Source organism: Bradyrhizobium zhanjiangense (assembly GCF_004114935.1).
Classification (GTDB): Bacteria; Pseudomonadota; Alphaproteobacteria; order Rhizobiales; family Xanthobacteraceae; genus Bradyrhizobium; species Bradyrhizobium zhanjiangense.
In genome coordinates this window covers 1,527,943-1,543,359 of the sequence record NZ_CP022221.1, presented here as the reverse complement: position 1 = coordinate 1,543,359, position 15,417 = coordinate 1,527,943, and the positions used below count along the sequence as shown (strand labels likewise).

The window sequence follows — 15,417 nt, the reverse complement described above, 5'->3', positions numbered from 1 at the left end:
TGCGACAAGGCGTCAGTGCTCAGGTCCCACCTGCCCGACGCACTGGAACCTGGCCAGGAAGTGCAGGCCGGCCACCGCGAGGACGAACATGAACCAGATCGGGCTCTGTCGTTCGAGCAGGAAGGTCTCGGTGACTCCGTAATACAGACCGAACAGCCATACGGTGAGGAACAGCTTTGCCAGCGCGCTACTACGGTTGTGCGCCTGGGCCGACTGGAAATTGCCGAGCGGCGCGAGCACGAAGACGAGGATCACGAGCAGCAGCCCCGGCAGGCCGATGGTGACCGCGAGATCGAGATAGCTGTTGTGGCTGTGTGCCGCAGTCGTCGCCCATTCGGCGCCTTGGGCGGTCTGCCGCTCGGTCACGTCGTCCCAGAAGACCGCATAGCCGTGGCCGATGATCGGCTTCTCGGCGACGGCTGCGAGCGCGAATTCCCAGATCGCGGAGCGGCCTGTGAAGGTGGGATCGAGCGGAAGCAGCCGCGTCATGGCGCCGAGCGCCGGACTCAAGACGCTGCCGACCGTCAGGAGGTTCATCACGATCAGCGGCACGAAGCAGATGATCCGCTTCAGCCACAGGCTCCGCGTGACGTAGACCAGCGACGCCAGCGCATAGATCGCGAGGCACAGCACCGAGGATGTCTTGCCGCCGGTGAAGATCAGGAAGATGCCCGCCAGCGCGGCGATCGCCGGGCCCATCACGAACGAGCCGACCGCGCAAAGGTAGATGCCGACATAGACCAGGATGGTCATCACGGGCGAGGCGACGTTCTTGTGACCGAAGCTGCCGCGCCAGTCGCCGGCAAGCTGCGGCTCGGTGATGTCGAGCGCGGTGTGGATCGAATATTGCGGCGCGAGGAAGACGCCGAGATAGCACAGTGCGAGCAGCGCGAGCGCGGCACCGCCGAGGCACAGGTTGAAGCTGCGCTGCGTCGGCGGCAATAGCGGCAGGAGCACGGCGAGCGACGTCACGCTCGCCGCGAGCACGAAGCGCTGGAGCGAAACGCCGCGGCTCTCGGAGAAGGCGATGTTGATCAAAAGCCAACCGACGAGACAGAGATGCAGCGGGGTCACAAGGGTCTTCAGCGAGAGACCGTCGGTGGCGGCGGCGAGCAGCACCGCGACCGCAGCCAAGAGGCCGAAGGAGACATAGGTCAGCGCCATTCGTCCGCCGACGGCAGTGGCGGCATCGGGGTTGCGCAGGTCCGGGAAGGGATCGAGCGTGACCAGCACCAGCAGCAGCGCCGTGACGGCGACGAGGCAGCGCGCCGCCTGCACGGCGTTCAGCCCCGCGAGCCCATCGCGCAGGACGTGGCCGAACGATCGGCGCTCGACGTCAGTCATCTCAGCGGCGCTGCGATCCAAGCTGCGATTCATGGCTCAAGGCAGGTGACGAAGCCGAAGGAAGGTCAAAGCGACATTCAAGGGAAGCTGAAGACCTTAACCAATCCCCGTTAACCGCCCGTCAACCAGCATGCAGGCGATGGCAGGCATCTTCTGCAACGGGCAGCCCTGTCGCACTCCTTGCGAATTGCCACAAGCTCAATGCCGGCGGCTTAACGCTAATCCACGAAACTGGCACCACCCAGGCCTTCCGCGCAATGATTTGACCGTAATGCGGGTATCATCCGCATTGGCCGAGGTTGCGATCGTTGGCGTTGCCAGCTCAGCGGATGCGCCTGGTTAACGGATCATTAAAGACGAGCCGCAGCTTGATCACCGCCGACGACGTTCTCGAATTGCCGGCTGCCTCACGCGTGATGCCGGCGGCGCGCCCGCCGCTGCCCGTGCACCCGGGCGCGTCGGTCTCCGTCGTGATTCCCGCCAAAAATGCCGCGGCCTATGTCCGTGAAACCATCGCGAGCGCGCTCGCGCAAGGCGATGTCACCGAAGTGATTGTCGTGGACGACGGCTCGATCGACGGCACCATGGCGATCGTCCGCGCCATGCGTGATCCACGGCTGCGTCTGATACACAACGACTCCGCCGGCGTGTCGGCGGCGCGCAATCTCGGCGCGCGGCAGGCGATCGGGGATTGGCTGCTCTTCCTCGATGCCGACGACCGCTTGCGTCCCGATGCAGTGGCGGCACTGCTGGCGGCAGCGCGCGGCGCTCCGCGCGCAGTTCTCGTCTATGGCGACTACAACACGATCGATAGCGAGGGACGTCAAATCGGCCGGCGCGATCTGCTGAAGGCACGCCGCAAGCCGTCCGGCGATGTGCTGACGCGGCTCGCGGCCGGCAACTTCATCGTCAATGGCGGCATCGTGCTCACCCGTGCGGAGGCCTTCCGCGCCATCGGCGGCTTCGACGTCTCCCTCAGATATTGCGAGGATTGGCATTGCTGGTGCCGCCTTGCCGCGATCGGCGAGTTCGAGTTCGCACCAAAGCTCCTGCTCGACTATCGCCTGCACACGGCCAACACGATGAACGCGGCGGTGCGGACGCCGCAGGACTTCCTTCCGGCGGTCGCGCGCGTCTTCGACGACGGGCTGATCCTGGCGCGACTGCCCGAAGGCGCGGCCGGCGCGCTGCGGCGGGCCGCCGAGATTCATCTCGTCACCTATTCGGCGATGCAGGCGGTGCGCTTCGGCAGATATCGCGAAGCCTTCGCCTATCTTGGGATGGTCGGCCAGCGGTCGCTCAAATCGCTGCCGCGCTCCGCGCTCCGGGTCGCCCTCGCCCGTTTCGGCATCTAACCCGCGACTAGGGCGTCAGGACACGATCTTCGAGGCTTCATAGGGCTTCGGCTCGATGCCGAAAGCTGCGAGCACGGAGCCGAGCGCGACCATCACGGGATGCATCGCGACAACGGTCTTCGACGACGTCAGCAGACTGGCCGCGCGCACCAGCGACAACGGCAACCGCCCGACCATCTGCGCAAACACCAGCATCCGGGCCGCCGCGCTCCGCGCCGCCTTGGACTGCACACGATAATTGATCGCGCCGATGCGCAGGCCTCGTTTTGCGATCCAACCGAGACTGGTGCGGCTCTGCGGCACGGTCTCGGTGATGACTGCCTCCGCGGTCCAGTGGAATGTCATGCCGGCATCGCGACACCGCACGAAGAAATCGCAGTCGCCGCCGCCGAGGAAATTGAAACGCAGATCGAAGGCCGGTCGCTCGAACCGCTCGAACACCGCGCGCGTGATCAGACAATTGCCGCAGCCATAGATCAGCGGCACCGCGCCGCTGTAATCATAGGCAGGACAGAAGGCGGGATGACGCGACAGCCAGGGCTGGCTGTCGTCGTCGAAGACCGGCACCACCGGCCCGCCGACCACGTCGGCGCCGGTCGCCTCCGCGGTACGAACCATCAGCTCGAGCCAATCGGGCGAGGCGATCTCGTCGTCGTCGATCATCAGGAAGCGGGTCGCGGCGGGAAACAGCGCCTGCGCCGTCTCGAACGCGGCGTTGATCGCCTGGCAATTACCCTGCCGCTTCTCGACGAGGCAGATGCCCTGAAGCCTGCCGCCGGCGAGATACTCCGCGGCGACCGGCGCGCTCTCGCGCCGCGCAGCATCGTTCTCGACCATGACGACGGCAAAGGAGCGGGGGGTACGCTGGCTCACCAGCGAGTCCAGCGTCAACCGCAGATGTTGCGGGCGGCGGAAGCAGGGAATGCAGACGACGATGCCGACCGACAGGTCGATGACGCGGGAGCTCGCCACGATCTCCCGGTTGGGATCGCGCACGACGTCCGGAATGCGCGTGGCGGACAGGTCTGTCGGGATCAATGTCATGACGTCCTAGATGTCCGAGATATATTGAAAAAGCCCTGCTTCGATCGCGCGGATCGGCCCCGTCCCGCGACGGCACATCGCCGCGGCACAGATGCGTCCCAAAATGAACGACGGCCGCAGGACGCATGCCGGCGACCTCCAACCATCTCGGCACAACACCATGCACTTAACCGCCTTCGCGTGTTTCTGCTGCGAAACGTCGCACGCGTGATAGTGCAATTCGCGGTCCACTGCACCGACAACGCCGCAACATGAACAATGCCGTAGTTAACGCCCATGCGCATTAACCCGACCGTAAGCACTGCGACCAGTGAGGTGGCGCGGCATCAGTTTTGCTCTTCGGGCGAGCGAGTTTTTTCCTGTAAATTTGAATAGAACAAGCGCAGTCAGAAATTCATGAACAAGCCAGCCACGATCGATTTCGCGACAGCCACGGCAATCAATGTCTCCGCGGCCACTCCACCCACCCAGGCGCTGCACGATCTGATCCCTGGCGAAGCCCGCGACAGCCTGCTCGCTGTTCATGACATGCTGCGCCGCGAACTGCCGCAGGGCCGGCTCGCCATCTATGAAGCTGGCGGCGGCTCGTGCAGCGTTCTGCCGCCGGAATTGCCGAGCCGCAGCCACGTCACCGTCGTCGACATCGACGAGGATCAGGTCCGCAACAATACCTACGCGGACGAGGCGATCCTCGGTGACGTCCAGACCTACCGTTTCGGGCGGGAGAGCTTCGATCTCGTGATCTGCTACAACGTGATCGAACACCTTCCCGACGTCGAATCCGCACTGTTGAATTTCCGCGACGCGCTCAGGCGCGGCGGAATGATCCTGATCGGCGCGCCCAATCCGCGCTCGCTGTCGGGCGTGGTCACCAAATATTCGCCGCACTGGTTTCACGTCTGGTTCTACCGGAACATCCGCGGCATCAAGGATGCCGGCCTGCCCGGCGAGCCGCCGTTCCCGACATTCTTCCATCCGCTGGTGACACTGCCGAGGCTCGAAGCATTCGCGGCCGCCAACGGTCTCGAGATGATCTATCGTCGCGAAGTCGAGAGCCCGCGCTATCCCGAGATGCGGCGGCGCAAGCCGCTGTTTGCGGCCCTGGTCGACGCCGGCGCCGCGGTGCTGAACGCGGTGCTGCCGCGCGGCACCGACGTCCGTCGCGGCGACTATCACGTCATCCTGCGGAAGAGCTGACCGCCATGCGCGCGCAGCGGATCGCACAACAAGCGAAGCTTCGCGGCCACGCTGTGCGCGGTAACGAACCGTTAATCTCTGAGGGACCTCAGCGTCGCAGCGACGCGCCGAGGAGCGGCATGCGCTTAAACGCTTTGTTTGCCATTTCGGTGAATAGTCCCTCAATGAGTATGGTTAATTTTCCCTGTTGCGTTGATTGGGCCCCCATATCCCGGGTGCGTGGCGTAAAGCGAAGAGTAACCCCTCAGCCCGCGGCAGTTGGAATGAAAGCTGGGGATCATGCTTGACTATAACCAGCCGATTGATCGGGCCAGACCGGAGGCCCCGCAACGGAAGCCTCAGGCCGGCTTCAGCGTGCTGGAGCTCGCCAATCTGCTCTGGCGGCGAAAGGTCGCGATTGCCGCGGCCGCCCTGCTCGGCGCGACGCTTGCGGTCACCATCGGCAAGAGCCTGACGCCTCGCTACACCGCCACCGCCCAGCTCTATGTCGACCCGCGCGAGCTTCAGCTCGTCGATCGCGAGCTCACGCCGCGCGCGCAGGACGTCTCCGGCATGTCCATGGTGGTGGAGAGCCAGGCGCGCCTGATCACCTCCAATAGCGTGCTGCTCCAGGTCATCGAGCAGGCCGGTCTCGACAAGGATCCGGAATTCGGCGGCGGCGAGGGCGCGAGCCTGATGTCGTCGCTGCTCGGCCTGATCGGCCTTCAGCCCCGCGCGCCCTCGGAAAAGAAGGAAGTGCAGCTCGCAGCGCTCGACGCGCTGAACAAGCACATCACGATCCGCAAGACCGAGAAGAGCTTCATCGTCGACATCGAGGTCTGGTCGACGGATCCCGCGAAAGCGGCGATGCTCGCCAACACGCTGACCAATGCCTATCTCGCGGAATCCCGCAACTCGCAGGCCTCGGCCGCTCGGCGCGCCACCAGTGATCTCTCCAGCCGGTTGAAGGAGCTGCGCGAGCGGCTGCGCAACGCCGAGACTGCGCTTGCCACCTACAAGGCCCAGAACAATTTCGTCGGCACCCAGGACACGCTGATCAGCGACCAGCAGCTCTCCGCCAGCAACCAGCGGCTGGCCGCGGCCCGCGCGGCGACAATGGATGCGCAGGCGCGGCTCGACCAGATCGAGGCGAGCCGGCGCACGGCCGCGGATGCGGGCGCGATCCCCGAGGCGCTGCAATCGCCGACGATTGCGAACCTGCGCGCGCAATATGCGGACGCCCGCAAGAAATACGCGGAGCAGGCCGGCGAGCTCGGCCCGCGCCATCCGGCGCTGCGCCAGACCGAGAAGCAGGTCGAGGATCTCAAGCGCACCATCAACGAGGAGATCGACCGCTTCGCCCAGTCCGCCAAGAACGACCTGACGCGTGCCCGCGACTTCGAAGCTTCGCTCAACCGGGCGCTGGAAGCGCAGAAGCGGCAGAGCGTCCAGCTCAGCCAGGCCGCAGTCCGCCTGCGCGAGCTCGAGCGCGAGGCCGACGCCAGCCGCGACGTCTATCAATCATTCCTCAAGCGTTCGCGCGAGACCGAGGAGCAGGAGAGCCTGAACACGTCCGCAGCCCGCGTCATCGGCGAAGCGACGGTGCCGCAGCGACGCTCGTTCCCGCCGGCGATGAGCCTGTTCGCCATGATCGGCTTCATCTTCGGCGCGGTCGCAGCGTCAAGCTGGTTCGCTGCGGCCGAGCTCCTGTTCGCCGGTGCGACCGCGCCAGCGCCGACGCCTGCCCGTCCACAGCGCACGCCTGCGCCGGATGCAACGCGAGCTCCGCAGCGCCCGCGGGCTGCAGAGGCCTCGGAGGCCTCGCCGCCCCAGCAGGTCTCGCGAGCTCCGGAAGTTGCGCAAGCTCCGCCGGAACTTGCCGCTCCTCCGTTACAGCCTTCGATGGTCGAGAAGCCCCTGATCGAAAAGCCGCTGATCGCACGCCTCCAGGAGGCCGATGTCATTCACACGCTCGGCGCCATTCTCGCCACGGGCGGCGGCATCGATCTCACCCGGCTGGGCTGGCCGACCCTGCGTCCCGGCTTCCCCCTGACCACGCTGCTCAATGCCTGGCGCGACATGCGCACTGCTGTGGCCCGGCGCGCCGACGGCAAGGCGATGCCGGTCATCGCGCTCGTCGGCACCGGCGAGACCACCGGTCGCAGCGTGACCGCGCTGAATTTCGCGCTGGCGGCCGCGCGCGACGGCGCCCGCGTGCTGATGATCGATGCCGATCATCAGGCACGCTCGCTCTCGAACAAGCTCAACCGGCGCGGCAAGAGCGAACCGAGCCGGCTCGGCTGGCTCTCGATCGGCGGCAAGGACGCCCGCGAGATCAAGACGGTCAACGGCATCTCGGTGCTGCCGGCCGCTGGGGGCGATGCCGGCAAGGCGACTGATGCCATTCGCAAAGCGATTGCACAGGCGCGCGCCGCGGGCGGCTATGATCTCGTGATCCTCGACGGCCCCGCGGTGCCGCTCTCGGCCGGCGGCCGCAAGCTGCTGGACGAAACCGACGCGCTGGTGGCGGTGCTGCCGACCAGCCTCGACATCAACGACAGCCTGGAAGAGATCTTGACCGCGCTCGGCCGCGCCGAGCGCAAGCTCGTCGGCGTCGTGCTCGACGAACTCACTCCCGCAGCCCAAACGCGCCAGCGAGGCAGACAATATGCTTGAGCGCCGCGTCAACCTCGATGGACGGGCGGCAACTGCCGAGGTGCCGCGGATCACCGTCGGCGGCCTTCGCATGGCCGCGATCGACCTGGAAGAAACCGCCGATTTCATGATCGAGGCGACCGATCCTGACAATCGCATCGGCCGTCCGCTGTTCCTGACCTCGGCCAATGGCGAGGTGCTGGCGCGCTGCTCGACGGAACCGCAGACCGAACGCCTGTTCCGCGCCGCCGACCTGATCAACGCCGACGGCCAGCCGCTGGTTGCGGCTTCGAAGCTGCAATCCTGGTTTCCGCTGCCGGAGCGCGTTGCAACCACGGACCTGTTCCACGTCGTCGCGCGCAAGGCGGAAGCGGTTGGCCGCACCTTCTACATGTTCGGCGCCAGCGAAGCCGAAAACATCGCAGCGGTCGAGAACGTCCAGAAGATGTATCCGAACCTCAAGATCGTCGGACGCAGCCACGGCTATCTGCGTGGCGAGGCGCTGCACGCGAAGGTCGAGGAAATCAACGCGCTTGCGCCGGATTATCTGTGGATCGCGCTCGGCGTGCCCAACGAGCAGGCATTCGTGGAGGAATTCACTCCGCATCTCACCAATGTTGGCGTTATCAAGACATCCGGCGGTCTGTTCAACTTTTTGTCGGGCAGCCGTTCCCGCGCGCCGCAATGGATGCAGAAGATCGGACTCGAATGGGCCTGGCGCACGTGGCTCGAACCGCGCCGCCTGCTCTGGCGCTATTTGACCACCAACCCCCGCGCGCTCTATCTTCTCTTCAGCCGCCACCGATCCCTCCGCTAAGAGAAGAGCAGAAGACGACATGACCGACCGACCGACCGTCCTCGTCACCGGGGGCGCAGGCTATATTGGCTCGCATGCGTGCCGCGCACTGACCGCCGCCGGCTATCAGCCCGTCGTTTATGACAATCTCTCGACAGGTCATCGCAGTTTCGTTACCGGCCCACTGGTGACGGGCGATCTGCTCGACGGCACGGCGCTGGCGCGCGCCTTCGCCGATTACAACATTACGGCGGTGATGCATTTTGCGGCGGCGAGCCTGGTCGGGGAGTCGATGACCGACCCGCAGAAATATTACATCAACAACGTGCAGGGCACGCTGTCGCTGTTGCAGGCCATGCGCAACGCGAACTGCCGTCGCATCGTGTTCTCCTCGACCGGCGCCGTCTACGGCAACGCCGATTCCAAGGAACTGCCGGAAGACTTTCCCTGCGCGCCGATCAACCCCTACGGCGCCTCGAAGTGGATGATCGAGCGCATGCTCGCCGATTACCGCACGGCCTATGGCTTCGGCGCATTCTGCCTGCGCTATTTCAACGCCAGCGGCGCCGACCCGGCCGGCGGCATCGGCGAATTGCGCGACAACGAAACCCATCTCATTCCGCGCGCGATGATGGCACTTCAGGGTCATGTCGAGTTCGCCGTATTCGGCGATGACTACGACACGCCCGACGGCACCGCGATCCGCGATTACATCCACGTCACCGACCTCGCCGCGGCGCATGTCGCAGCACTGAAGCTTCTGGAGCAGGGGCATGCCGGCAGCAGCTTCAATCTCGGCACCGGCTCCGGCTTCTCCGTTCGCGAGATCCTCAACGCCATCAGGCAGGAGACCGGACGCGAGGTGCCGCACACCATCAAGCCGCGCCGCGCCGGCGATCCCACCTATCTGGTCGCGGATCCCTCTGCTGCGAAGAAGGTGCTCAACTTCGTGCCCTGTCACTCCGACCTGCCGACGATCATCCGCACCGCCTGGGCCTGGCACCAGAAGGCGCATCCGTTCAGATCGCGTTAGGCAATCGCGGCACCCGCAGCTTGCCTGCCGTGCCTCGAAACGGCTAGAATGGATATTCGCTGCCGCCGTTGGCGCATCGCTGACGGCCGCACGTTTTCGCATTGCCGACGATGATGTCGGCTTGCATGGCTCGGCCCATTTGCGCGAGCTGATTTTTCCGAACGAAGGCCACGATCAAATCCGCCTGCCGGCCTATCATCGGGCGTGGATCGAGGGAGTATCGACCGCATGCATCAGGCTGCACGCCTGGAGTTCGAGCGCGTGATGGAAGAGTTCGCCCGCTGGCAGGTCGTGCCCGAGGGCGAGCGTTCCCCCGCGCCGGCTTGGTGGTGGGGGCCTGCGATGGCGGTGCTCGACGACAATGAGCCGATGGATTGCGCGTGGTGCGCCGAGCTCGGCTTGAACGAGAGGTCGAGCTTCGCCGAGGGCGCGCGCAGCATTCTCGCCCTGTTCGTCGAGCAGACGTCGCTGACTGGACCGCAGCAGTTTCCGAACAAGGCCGAGGGCGGAGAACACGCCGTCCGCGAGCTGCACCCGCAGCCGTCAGACGACAGCGCGTTTCAGCCGTAACGCTGCGGCCTCCTCGGCGACCGGATCCCGCTCCGGCTGGAGCGGTGGCGCCACGGGCAGAACCATCGGCCGCAGCAGTTCGGCCATCTGTCGCGGCGGCAGCGGCTTGGCGATCAGATAGCCCTGCATCTCGTCGCAGCCATGGGTGCGCAGGAACGCCTCCTGCTCGGCATTCTCGACGCCTTCGGCGACGACAGTCATGCCGAGCGCCTTGCCCATGCTGATGATCGCCTGCGCGATCGCCTGGTCTTCCGAGTCCTGCGGCAGGTCGCGCACGAAGGAGCGGTCGATCTTGATGGTGTCGATCGGGAAGTGCTTCATCAGCGACATCGACGAATAGCCGGTACCGAAATCGTCGATGGCAAGGCGAATCCCGCGGCTCTGGATGGCGTCGAGCACCTTGAGCGCACGCCCGACATTGCGCATCATCATGCTCTCGGTGACCTCCAGCTGGAGCAGCACCGGCGACATGCCGCTGGCGGCGAGCGCCTCGTCGACGTCCTGCAACAGATGCTCGTCGGCGAACTGGCGCGGCGACAGGTTGACCGCCATCGACAGCGGCAGCAGGCCGCGGCGCTGCCAGGCCATGGCTTGCGCGCAGGCCTCATTCAGCACCCAGCGGCCGATCGGCACGATCAACCCGGTCTCCTCCGCAAGCGGAATGAATTGCGCCGGCGAGACATTGCCGAGATCGGGATGCGTCCAGCGCAGCAGCGCTTCCACGCCGGTGATCTGGCCGGTCTCCATATCCACCTTGGGCTGGTAGTTCAGCGAAAACTGCTCGCGCTCCAGCGCCCGGCGCAGCGCGCTCTCCAGCGACAGACGTTCGATGGACTGCGTCTTCACTTCCTTGGAGAAGAAGCGATAGCTGTTCTTGCCGTCTTCCTTGGCGAGATACATCGCCATGTCGGCATTCTTGGTCAGCGTCTGCGCGTCGGAGCCGTTGGCCGGATACATCGCGATGCCGATCGAGGCCGTGGTATGGCACTCGTGGCCGGCCAGCTCCGTGGGTTCGGCAAGCGCGGCGAGCAGTCCGCTGGCGATGCGCTGGACGTCGTCCATCTCGCCGCACTGGTCGAGGATCACCACGAACTCGTCGCCGCCGAGCCGCGCCACCACGTCGCTTGCCCGCAGCGCGCCGCGCAAGCGATTCGCCACTTCGAGCAGGAGCAGGTCGCCAGCCTCGTGACCCAGCGAATCGTTGATGACCTTGAAGCGGTCGAGATCGATGAACAGCACCGCAAAACGGTGATCGTGGCGCTGCGCCACCTCGATCGCCTCGCGCAGCAATCCGTTGAACGTCTCGCGGTTCGGCAGGTCCGTCAGGCTGTCATGCGAGGCGAGGTATTCGATCCGCTCATCCGCCTTGTTCTTCTCGTCGGCGCGATCGAAATTCTCCATCGCGAAGGCGACGTTATCGGCGAGGCGCTGCAACAGCTCGACGAACTCGGCCGTGAACGTGTCCTTTTCGGTCGACATGTAGATCATGACGCCGACAGCCAGGTCGTGAACGACGAGCGGGATCGCCGCGCCCGAGCGCGCACCGTCGCCGCGAACGATGGCGTGGAAGGCGCTCACGCGCTGGTCGTTGAGATAGTCGTTGCTGATGCAGGGCTGCCGGGTTCGGAACGCTGTGCCGGCCATGCCCCGGCCTTCGGGGCGCTCGGGATCGACCGAGAGGCGGACATTGCGCGTGGTGTCGGACGACGGTCCGGCGCTGGCGACGATCTTGAGCTGGTCGCTGTCGGCGCTGGCGAGCGCAATCGTCGTCGAGGTGAACTTGGCGCCATTCGATGCGGCAAGGCACACGAGGTCGAATAATTCGGCGCGCGATTTCGCCCGCATGATCGCCTCGTTGGTCGCGCTCAGCGCCGCGAACATGCGGGTCAGACGCTCCTTCTGCGCCTCGGTGCGGGCCTTTTCCTCGGCGCGATCGAAGTTGTCGAGCGCGAAGGAGACGTTTTCGGCAAGGCGAGCCAGCAGCTCGACCAGATCGGGCGTGAATGTATCCTCCTCAGGAGCAAGGAACAGCAGAATGCCGATCGGCTCCTGACCGGCGCGCAGAAGCGGGAAGCTGGCAGCGGCGCGGGTCCCGTCCTCGACTGCCTTGGAGTGCCAATGTGCCGAGCGCGGGTCGTTCATATAGTCGTTGATGACACTGGGCCGGCACGTCCGCAGCGAGGTTCCGATGATCCCTTGGCCCTCGGGATGATCTGGGGAAATCGCGCAGGTGCGCCCGACCATTCGCTCCTGAAGCCGCCCCTTCACGGCGACGACCCGGACCAGCTCACATTTCTCGTCGATGATTCCAATCGTCGCCGAGGCGAACATACCGCCCAGCACGGCCGCCTGACATGCGACCTCGAACAGCTCCTCGCGGGTCTCGGCGCGCACGATGGCTTCGTTGGTAGCGCTCAACGCTGCGAACATGCCGCTCAGCCGGTCTCGCTGCTTGTCGGCCTTCGCCTTCTCCTCGGCGCGGTCGAGATTTGCGATCGCAAATGACACATTGCGGGCGAGCCGTTCCAGCAGTTCGACCAATTCCGGCGTGAACGTGCCGATCTCGAGGGAATTGAACAGGAACACACCCTCGGCGCGTTCGCCATTGAGCAATGGCAGCGCCGCGGAGGACTTGACGCCGGTGCGGCGGGCACTGTCGTACCAGGGCTTGAGGCGTTCGTCGGCGAACAGGTCGTTGGTGAGGCACGGCTGCCCGGTGCGGAAGCACGTGCCGGTCAGGCCTCTTCCCTCCGGCACATTGTCGGTCGTGGCGAATTTGAGCCTGCGTACTTCATCGGAGTTCGGCCCTGCAGAGGCGACGACTCGCAGCAGCTCGGAGGCAGGCTCGGCGAGCGCGATCGTCGCCGAGCCGAACTTACCGCCCTGTACCGAAGCTTCGCATACGAGATCGAACAGCTCGGCGCGCGATGTGGCCCGGATGATCGCTTCATTGGTGGCGCTCAGCGCGGCGTACATGCGCGCGAGCCGTTCCTCTTCGCGCGCGATCTTCGCCTTCTCCTCGTCACGATCGAAGTTCTCGAGCGCAAAGCACACGTTCTCGGTCATGCGCAGCAACAGCGCGACGATACCCTCGTCCTTCGCCCAGGATTTGCTGACGAAGAAGAACATCACGCCGACGCTGGTTCCGCGCTTGATCAGTGGCGCGGCGACGCAGGCGACCGCGCCGGCATTGATGTTGGCTCGCTCCCAGGTCGTTCCCTTGGTGCGACCGACGAGGTCGTCTTCGACCATCGCCTTCTGCGTCCGGAAGACCTGGCCGGAGATGCCCCGACCGTGAGGATGGTCGGGATCGACCGAGTAGCGCGCCTGCCTGATCAGGTCGAGATTTTGTCCGGTTGCAGCCACCGGCATCAGCCAGTGCGAGTTCTCCTCGCGCAGCAGCACGAAAGTCGCCAGCGATTTGCCGCCATGAACTGCTGCGTCGCAGACCCGCTGATACAAGTCCAATTCGGTGCTGGCTTTGAGGATTGCTTCGTTCGTCGCGCTCAGCGCCCCAAACATGCGATTGAGCCGCCGCATCGCCGCCTCGCTGTCCCGGCGTGCTCCTTCTCGCTCGAAATTCTCGATCGCATAGGAGATATTGGCCGACATGCGCTCGAACAGCGACACCATCTGCTCGTTCAGCGAGCCGGCTTCGCGGCGGGTCACGTAGAGCACGCCGACGCTGTTGCCATTGCAGAGTAGCGGCAGCGCTGCGGCCGCGCCGATATGGGCCTTGGCCGCTCCCTCGCGCCACGCCAGCGAACGCGGGTCGTTCAGATAGTCGTTGCTGATGCACAGCTTCTGATCGCGAAACGCCTCACCGCCGACGCCGGATCCTTCGGGCGTGCCTGCTTCCGTCGTGATCATGATCGAGCGCAGCCGCGCAACGTCGTCGCCGCAACCGGCCGCAAAATGCAGCCGCCCGCAATCCGGTCCCACCAGGAATACGGCGACGGCCAAGAAGTCCCCACTCGAAAACCCGGCGTCGCAGACCTTCTGGTACAGCTCGTCCGGCGATTTCGCGTAGAGGATCGCTTCGTTGATGGCGCTCAACGCCGCAAAGGTGCGCGCGAGTGTCGTCGGCACGATCTCAGCTCCCGGGCATTTCTGTCCATTTCTCCCGGGTGACTTTATGAATGCCGATCGCCTAAGTGGTCGTTATTGCGCGCTGCAAACCGTCGATCAAAGTGAATGAGCTGCGAACGACTGGCGCCAAACTGTCAAAAATACCGCCGCACGGGATGAAGTTTCGACCAAAGGCGCGCTCTCTTTACGAATTTGCAGCCCTGTATTGGTTTACGGGAGATTGATATCGCAGCGGCGCTTTGAGACGATGGCACCCAACAAGCAGCCTGTTAAGGGCACCAAGCCGAGGGAACGCCATGCCGATCGTCAGGGCCGACCGCCTCACGCGCATCAGCGCCGCGCTGCTCCGTGCCGCCGGAGCGTCCGAGGAAGAGGCCGACGCAGTCGCCACGGGCTGCGTCAACGCCAATCTCGCCGGCCATGACTCGCACGGCGTGATCGCCGTTCCCACCTATATCGACCGCATCAAGGCAGGACACATCGTGCCCTGCGCCAAATGGACCATCGTCCAGGAATCGCCGACCACGACAGTGATCGACGGCCATTGGGGATTCGGCTTCCACGTCAACGCAAAGGCGATGGCACTGACCATCGAGAAGGCGAGGACGGCGAACGTCGCTGCTTGCACCGTGTTCCGGCAAAGCCATGTCGGCCGCCTCGCCGCCTATCCGTTGATGGCGATGCGCGAAGGCATGATCGGGATTGCGACCGCGGATTCCGGGCGCTCGCCGAAGCACGTTGCCCCGTTCGGCGGCAAGGAAGCGCGGCTCGGCACCAACCCGATCTCGATCGCGGTGCCGTCCGACCTCGACGCGCCGTTCTATCTGGACATGGCGACCTCGGCGGTGGCGGCCGGCAAGGTCCAGCTCGCCGTCGCCCGCGGCGAAGAAATTCCGACGGGATGGATCATCGATGCCGAGGGGCGGCACACCACCGATCCGACCCAATACCGCAAGGGCGGCGCGCTGCTGCCGCTCGGCGGCACCGAAGGCTACAAGGGCAGCGGCCTTGCTGCCATGGTCGAGGTGCTATGCGGCCTACTCACCGGTCTCGGCTTCGGCGTCGAGCCGACGGGGCGACACAATGACGGATGCTTCATGGCGGTGTTCAACGTCGCGGCCTTCCGTCCGCTGCAGGAGTTCAAGCGCGAAGTCGCCGAGTTTGCACGCTACCTCAAATCGACACCGCCGTCCGAAGGCAGCAACGGCGTGTTCTATCCCGGCGAGATCGAGGGCCTGCGCGAGCGGCAACGCCTGCGCGACGGCATCGAGATCGAGGATGCCACCTGGGAGAAGCTGCGCGCGCTGGCGCGCGAGTACAGGCTCGACACCGTCCTCGATCTGGCCTGATGGCAT

At 65.1% G+C, this 15,417-nt stretch carries 10 protein-coding genes; 7 read left to right on the top strand and 3 right to left on the bottom strand.

The features are described from left to right. Positions 1–12: 12 nt before the first annotated feature. Positions 13–1,365, bottom strand: a complete 1,353-nt coding sequence (locus XH85_RS07295; RefSeq protein WP_128931353.1) for an O-antigen ligase family protein — start codon at positions 1,363–1,365, stop codon at positions 13–15. Positions 1,366–1,712: 347 nt separating this feature from the next. Between XH85_RS07295 and XH85_RS07290 the strand changes: the two genes are divergently transcribed. Next, complete coding sequence (locus XH85_RS07290) at positions 1,713–2,699, top strand: glycosyltransferase (protein ID WP_164940096.1); 987 nt, start codon at positions 1,713–1,715, stop codon at positions 2,697–2,699. A gap of 15 nt (positions 2,700–2,714) precedes the next feature. On the opposite strand, the gene XH85_RS07285 is transcribed toward XH85_RS07290, so the two are convergent. Then, on the bottom strand, positions 2,715–3,743 hold the full coding sequence (locus tag XH85_RS07285) for a glycosyltransferase family 2 protein (RefSeq protein ID WP_128931352.1): 1,029 nt from the start codon (positions 3,741–3,743) through the stop codon (positions 2,715–2,717). 396 nt (positions 3,744–4,139) lie between these two features. Here XH85_RS07285 and XH85_RS07280 point away from each other — a divergent pair, with 396 nt between their 5' ends. The 5 genes from XH85_RS07280 to XH85_RS07260 all read left to right on the top strand — a co-directional run bounded on the left by XH85_RS07280 (position 4,140) and on the right by XH85_RS07260 (position 9,973). Then, the gene (locus XH85_RS07280) at positions 4,140–4,940 is read left to right on the top strand and encodes a class I SAM-dependent methyltransferase (RefSeq protein ID WP_128931351.1); all 801 of its coding nucleotides are present in this window, start codon (positions 4,140–4,142) and stop codon (positions 4,938–4,940) included. 279 nt (positions 4,941–5,219) lie between these two features. Continuing rightward, complete coding sequence (locus XH85_RS07275) at positions 5,220–7,595, top strand: exopolysaccharide transport family protein (protein ID WP_128931350.1); 2,376 nt, start codon at positions 5,220–5,222, stop codon at positions 7,593–7,595. Beyond that, positions 7,588–8,391 (top strand): WecB/TagA/CpsF family glycosyltransferase, encoded by an 804-nt coding sequence (locus XH85_RS07270; RefSeq protein ID WP_128931349.1) that lies wholly within the window; start codon positions 7,588–7,590, stop codon positions 8,389–8,391. The genes XH85_RS07275 and XH85_RS07270 overlap by 8 nt, the downstream gene beginning before the upstream one ends. A gap of 19 nt (positions 8,392–8,410) precedes the next feature. Continuing rightward, a complete protein-coding gene (gene galE / locus XH85_RS07265) occupies positions 8,411–9,403 on the top strand; it encodes a UDP-glucose 4-epimerase GalE (RefSeq protein WP_128931348.1) in 993 nt (330 codons plus the stop codon). A gap of 228 nt (positions 9,404–9,631) precedes the next feature. Then, positions 9,632–9,973: a hypothetical protein gene (locus XH85_RS07260; RefSeq protein WP_128931347.1), complete on the top strand. Its 342-nt coding sequence runs from the start codon at positions 9,632–9,634 to the stop codon at positions 9,971–9,973. Here the strand turns inward: XH85_RS07260 and XH85_RS07255 are convergent. Next, positions 9,947–14,062: a sensor domain-containing phosphodiesterase gene (locus XH85_RS07255; RefSeq protein WP_128931346.1), complete on the bottom strand. Its 4,116-nt coding sequence runs from the start codon at positions 14,060–14,062 to the stop codon at positions 9,947–9,949. The genes XH85_RS07260 and XH85_RS07255 overlap by 27 nt on opposite strands. A 296-nt stretch (positions 14,063–14,358) precedes the next feature. Between XH85_RS07255 and XH85_RS07250 the strand changes: the two genes are divergently transcribed. Continuing rightward, positions 14,359–15,411: an Ldh family oxidoreductase gene (locus XH85_RS07250; RefSeq protein WP_128931345.1), complete on the top strand. Its 1,053-nt coding sequence runs from the start codon at positions 14,359–14,361 to the stop codon at positions 15,409–15,411. The last annotated feature ends 6 nt before the right edge of the window (positions 15,412–15,417 follow it).